Source organism: Vibrio sp. V03_P4A6T147 (assembly GCF_002241085.1).
GTDB lineage: Bacteria > Pseudomonadota > Gammaproteobacteria > Enterobacterales > Vibrionaceae > Vibrio > Vibrio anguillarum.
Genome location: NZ_NDIO01000346.1, coordinates 1 through 5,411 on the forward strand (window position 1 = coordinate 1; position 5,411 = coordinate 5,411).

A 5,411-nucleotide genomic window follows, 5' to 3' on the forward strand; every position below is an offset into this window, starting at 1 on the left:
TCCCTGTTCGATGGTAATGGTATGCTAGGGTTAGATCTCGGCGTTTACGGTGCGCCGGAAACCTTTCTCATTGATGCCAACGGCGTTATTCGTTACCGCCATGTGGGGGATGTTAATCCAACCAATTGGCAAACAACTTTGCAACCTATGTATCAGAAACTTCTAGAGGAAGCGAAGTAATGAAGCGTTTTATATTATCGATCATTGCTAGCTTTGCTTTGGTATTTTCTGTGCAATCTGCAATTGAAGTGTACGAGTTTGATAATCCACAGCAAGAGCAGCAATTCAAAGAGTTGAGCAATACATTGCGTTGTCCAAAGTGTCAAAACAATACTATTGCCGACTCAAATGCTGCATTAGCACAGGACTTACGTAATAAAGTCTATGAAATGACCAAACAAGGTAAGTCTGAACAAGACATTGTTGACTACATGATTGCACGTTACGGCAACTTTGTGACCTATAACCCACCGTTGACTTTGGCGACTTCCATCTTATGGCTAGGTCCTTTGAGTGTGGTGTTTCTGGGTTTTGGTTTTATTGTATTACGCAGCAAACGTCGTAAAGCATCAACCGCTCAAAATGGTGAAGTTTGGGATGCCGAAAAGGAAGAGCGATTAAATCAGTTGCTCGCCGAAGACGCGGTTGATGATGAGAAGCATGGAGACAAACAATAATGACGTTTTTTTGGTTATCTACCCTCATTCTGACCTTCTTTGGTTGTGTCTTCATTGCACTGCCGATCCTCAAAAACAGAGCGAACAACGATGCAGCGCTGCGTGATGAATTGAACAAAGCGATCTTTAAAAACCGCCTTGCAGAGTTACACGAAGAGACGCAAGAAGGGTTGGTTGACAGCGAACAAGAGCTGATTGCTGATCTGAAACAGTCGCTATTGGATGATATTCCTGCGCAATCGGTGCAAGGAAATTCTTCACATGTGTTACCGATGGTTGTTTTGATCCCCTCGATTTTATTGCTCGTTATCTTAAGCTATGGCTTTTACCTAAAATTTGGCGCGGCTAGTCAAGTGGAGCAGTGGCAGCAAGTGAACGCTAACTTACCTGCACTCTCAAAAAAAATGATGTCACCAGAAGGTGCTGCCTTAAGTGATGATGAGATGAATGATCTCACACTGGCGCTGCGCACTCGTCTGCATTATCAGCCTCAAGATGCGACTGGGTGGTTGCTGCTTGGACGTATTGGACTTGCTAACAGAGATATAGAAACATCGATTGGCTCAATGAAAAAAGCGTATGCGTTAGATCCAAAAGATGCAGATGTGAAGTTGGGCTATGCGCAAGCATTAATGTTGTCACAAGATGAGCTTGACCAAAATCAAGCACGTGAAATTTTAACGGCATTAGTACAACAAGATTATGTTGATCTACGCGTGTTTTCACTACTTGCGTTTGATGCGTTTGAACGCCAGGATTACCGAGCGGCGATGAAGTATTGGCGATTAATGCAGCAGATGATTGGCCCTGAAGATAGCCGTTATGAGATGCTTTCGCGCAGTATTGAAAGAGCACAAAGCAAAATGCAGCCTAAAGCTATCGATGGGAAAATGGTTCCTGTCACCATCTCACTCGGTGATGGTGTGACTCTTGAACAAAATGCAGTACTCATAGTCTCTGTGCACAGTTCTGATGGTGCACCTATGCCTGTTGCCGCAGCGCGTTATCCACTGACTCAATTTCCTATTAAGGTTGTGTTAGATGATAGCAATAGCATGGTTCAGGGTCGGAAGTTATCCGACCTTGCACAGCTTATTGTTCGAGTACGCTTGGATACGGATGGCAATGTTTCAACCAAACAAGGTGATTGGTTTGGTGAAAGTGCTCCCATGAGCCTCGGTCAACCTGTTGAAGTTGTGATCAATAAGCAGTATTAATAGCACTTATATACAATTAACGTATTGATAGGCCGATGTCTCATCGGCCTTTATACATGGAAATAAATAATGATAAGCCGCCTATCCCGACTGATATGCCCTATGCTGTTCCTTTTCGTATTAGCAGGGTGTGCAAGCGCTCCGGATTCAACGTCAGCCGAATCAAATCAAACGCAGTCGGGCGATCCTTTTGAGGTTTTTAACCGATCAATGTGGACAATCAACTACGATTATATCGATCCATACTTGGTTCGCCCTGTTGCGATTGCCTACGTGGATTACATTCCACACCCAATTAGAAAAACGATCGCCAATGTTTTGTCAAACCTTGATGAACCTTCAAGCATTATCAACAACATATTGATGGGTAATGGTACGAAAGCCGTTGACCACTTTAACCGCTTTTGGATTAATAGCACCTTAGGCCTGTTTGGGATGATTGATATTGCGTCAGAAGCGGGCATCACCAAACACAATGAAAAAGCGTTTAGTGATGCGGTAGGTCATTATGGTGTTGGTAATGGTCCATATTTAATGATTCCTGGATACGGGCCCTACACGATTCGAGAAACCACAGATGTTGTGGATGGCTTGTATATACCACTTTCTTATCTCAATGTCTGGGCTGGCCTAGGCAAATGGGCTCTGGAAGGATTGGAGACCCGAGCAAGGCTCGTTCCTCAAGAAGTGACGTTGGAAAACTCCCCAGATCCATATTCATTAACTCGCGATGTTTATTTACAACGCCAAGATTTTAAAGCAGAAATTGATACCCAAACGTACGATGAATCGGAAGAAGAGTATCTCGACGATTATCTGGAAGAAGGGTTTTAATCATACCCATGTAGGTCGGCCTTGTACTGCTAGCTAGGCCGACATCACACGTCCGCTAAAGTATTCGTTAGCGACGATGTATTCCGTATTGCGGATCAATTCATCTTGCAGCTCAGCCCAATGGGGCTTCTCATCTACATCACCTTTTGCGCTAGGCACTACGCCTCCGACCCTTATGTTGAAAGGGGTTAGTTCTTTTGCCCAACTCTGCGTGAAACCAGAAACCATAGAATTCGCATTTTCAATTCCCGCTAGGTCATACTCATCATTTTGAGAAATGACGTTCACAATCACACCTGGTTTGTTGTTAATACGCATTCGCTCAGCACTTGCTTGACCAAAAGTGAATAAAGTTGAGGCCATCATGGCGAGCTTCTGAAGAAAGACTTCAGCTCGTTGTTCACCTATCAAGGGGGGGAGGGATGCGTTTGGCCAATTATTGACCAGTACATCCGGTGCCCCATGATAGGTTTGATCAATAAAATCGAACAGCCGATGGATCGTTTCTAAAGAGTAATCTGGTGTGTGGTAATAATGAACATCCTGAGAGATCGCTTTGCAACGAGCAAAGGTTTCCATTAATCCAAATTTGTCTTGGTCACACAAAATAATTTTTGCACCTAAATGTGCGAAATGAACGGCCAGCGTGCTACCAAGCATCGAACTTGCTGAAGTGATTAATATTATTGCACTTTTTATATCCATTGGGTGCCTCACCCTATTGTTTGTTTTATTGTTGTAGCGGGATTTAGTCTCAATAGGATGGTTGATTAACTGTGGGTAGGGTGTGAATAACATCAAATTACTCAGCCTAAGCGAGCGTGGTATGTGTTTTTTTTGGTCATACTCACATTCTGATCTAGAGAATGTCGTTTTGTGTTACATACAAGACATCAAACTTGGGTGCGGATCTGATCTCGCCGGTGGGCAACGGTGAGTTGAACCGACAGATCGGCAACTAAGAGCTCAACGTTTGAGGGGGAGGCAAGATGCCTTCGCTCATGTCCTGACAGATTAAGATATACCTCTTCGGGTAAATCATGCGTATCTTCAGGCAAATAGGCGAGTACTTCAGGAGTCAAGTAGTGACTGAGTTTCGCACTGGCGAGCCCTCCGTGATGGAAAAGCTCGGCCTGTTTTGCTGAAACAGCGTAAGAGCTTTGGTCGGAACGCAGTGCTTGAGGCTCCGTAAGCTCAAATCGCTTACGTAACAATTCATCACTAGTGGGTGGGTTTTCAATACGTTCAACAGGAGTGTTGTCGCGTACATCGTTAGAAAACATCGACAGTATGAGTGCAAAGTCCGCACGGCGTCCTTGCTGGACAGCATGGCTTAGCCCCGAGCCAAATTGAAGCTCGTTTATAATACTGGCTTTATCTAATGTATGTACTTGCATTTGCCTCTCCAACCGATGCACTTTTAGCGGCGAGAAAGCAGATAACTTTAGATAAAATAACAAAAAAGCCTGCGATAAAGCAGGCTTTTCATATGACTAAATACCAATCCAAGGGGAAAAGGTTATTTTGCTAGGTTTTCTGCAACGAATGCCCAGTTAACCAGTGCCCAGAAACCATTCATGTAGTCAGGGCGTAGGTTACGGTAATCGATGTAGTAAGCGTGTTCCCACAGATCAACCGTCAGTAGCGGAGTCACACCTTCGTGAGTCAGTGGTGTGGCTGCATTTGAAGTGTTGATGATCTCTAAAGAACCATCCGCATTTTTCACCAACCAAGTCCAAGATGAACCAAAGTTATTGATCGCTGAGTCAGTGAATTTTGCTTTAAAAGCTTCAAAAGAACCAAATGCGGCGTTGATTGCGTCTGCAACGGCACCTGTTGGTTCGCCACCTGCATTTGGTGCAAGGCAGTGCCAATAGAAGGTGTGGTTCCAAATTTGAGCGGCGTTATTAAATACGCCACCAGTTGAAGTCTTGATGATCTCTTCGAGAGATTTACCTTCAAATTCAGTGCCAGGAATAAGGCCGTTAAGCTTCACAACGTAAGTGTTGTGGTGCTTACCGTGGTGGAAATCTAGTGTTTCGGCTGAAATGTGTGGTTCTAGAGCGTCTTTAGCGTAAGGCAAAGCTGGTAATTCGAATGACATTGCTCGATTCTCCGTTGTGTAGAAAGAGTGAAAGTCTCTTTCAGTAGCTTCCAGATATTATAATGATATTCGTCGATACGACTGACTTGAAGGTATTTTAGCAAGTTTTTACTTTATTAAAAGTCCTAATATTGAAAATTGTTGTATAGGCAGGATATCCATAAATAATATGTGCTTTTTATTCTCTATTAATGATTTAGAATGTCAGTAACAAACCGCACTATCCCATTAAGAGGAAGCAATGGAAACTATTGATAAAATTAAACAGCAACTTGAAGAAAATGCCATTCTGCTATACATGAAAGGCTCTCCTAAGCTACCAAGTTGCGGATTCTCTTCTCAAGCTGCGCAGGCTTTGATGGCTTGCGGTGAGAAATTTGCTTATGTGGATATTCTGCAAAACCCAGATATCCGCGCTGAGCTGCCTGTATACGCACAGTGGCCTACTTTTCCACAATTGTGGATTGAAGGTGAGTTGATTGGTGGTTGTGACATCATTATCGAAATGTTCCAAAAAGGCGAACTGCAACCTTTAGTGAAAGAAGCCGCTGCACGTGCAGGCAATGAAGAGTAATACTG

Annotated in this window: 8 protein-coding genes; 5 read left to right on the forward strand and 3 right to left on the reverse strand. The window is 43.7% G+C overall.

Annotated elements, in window-relative coordinates:
• The 4 genes from B9J84_RS13475 to B9J84_RS13490 form a co-directional block, all read left to right on the forward strand.
• The coding region (locus tag B9J84_RS13475) for a redoxin family protein (protein WP_404207359.1) at window positions 1-180 on the forward strand (180 nt) is incomplete at its 5' end.
• Window positions 180-677, forward strand: a complete 498-nt coding sequence (locus B9J84_RS13480) for a cytochrome c-type biogenesis protein (RefSeq protein WP_017042542.1) — start codon at window positions 180-182, stop codon at window positions 675-677. The genes B9J84_RS13475 and B9J84_RS13480, both read left to right, overlap by 1 nt.
• A complete protein-coding gene (gene ccmI / locus B9J84_RS13485; protein ID WP_094124355.1) occupies window positions 677-1,894 on the forward strand; it encodes a c-type cytochrome biogenesis protein CcmI in 1,218 nt (405 codons plus the stop codon). The genes B9J84_RS13480 and ccmI overlap by 1 nt, the downstream gene beginning before the upstream one ends.
• Window positions 1,895-1,963: 69 nt before the next feature.
• Window positions 1,964-2,728 (forward strand): VacJ family lipoprotein, encoded by a 765-nt coding sequence (locus B9J84_RS13490; RefSeq protein ID WP_094124356.1) that lies wholly within the window; start codon window positions 1,964-1,966, stop codon window positions 2,726-2,728.
• Window positions 2,729-2,761: 33 nt separating this feature from the next.
• On the opposite strand, the gene B9J84_RS13495 is transcribed toward B9J84_RS13490, so the two are convergent.
• The 3 genes from B9J84_RS13495 to sodB form a co-directional block, all read right to left on the reverse strand.
• On the reverse strand, window positions 2,762-3,388 hold the full coding sequence (locus B9J84_RS13495) for an SDR family oxidoreductase (RefSeq protein WP_370685854.1): 627 nt from the start codon (window positions 3,386-3,388) through the stop codon (window positions 2,762-2,764).
• 233 nt (window positions 3,389-3,621) lie between these two features.
• Window positions 3,622-4,125, reverse strand: coding sequence for a VC2046/SO_2500 family protein (locus tag B9J84_RS13500; RefSeq protein WP_026028396.1), 504 nt, complete (start codon window positions 4,123-4,125; stop codon window positions 3,622-3,624).
• 122 nt (window positions 4,126-4,247) lie between these two features.
• Complete coding sequence (gene sodB, locus B9J84_RS13505) at window positions 4,248-4,832, reverse strand: superoxide dismutase [Fe] (RefSeq protein WP_010318866.1); 585 nt, start codon at window positions 4,830-4,832, stop codon at window positions 4,248-4,250.
• 241 nt (window positions 4,833-5,073) lie between these two features.
• Between sodB and B9J84_RS13510 the strand changes: the two genes are divergently transcribed.
• Window positions 5,074-5,406, forward strand: coding sequence for a Grx4 family monothiol glutaredoxin (locus B9J84_RS13510; RefSeq protein WP_010318865.1), 333 nt, complete (start codon window positions 5,074-5,076; stop codon window positions 5,404-5,406).
• Window positions 5,407-5,411: the final 5 nt, after the last annotated feature.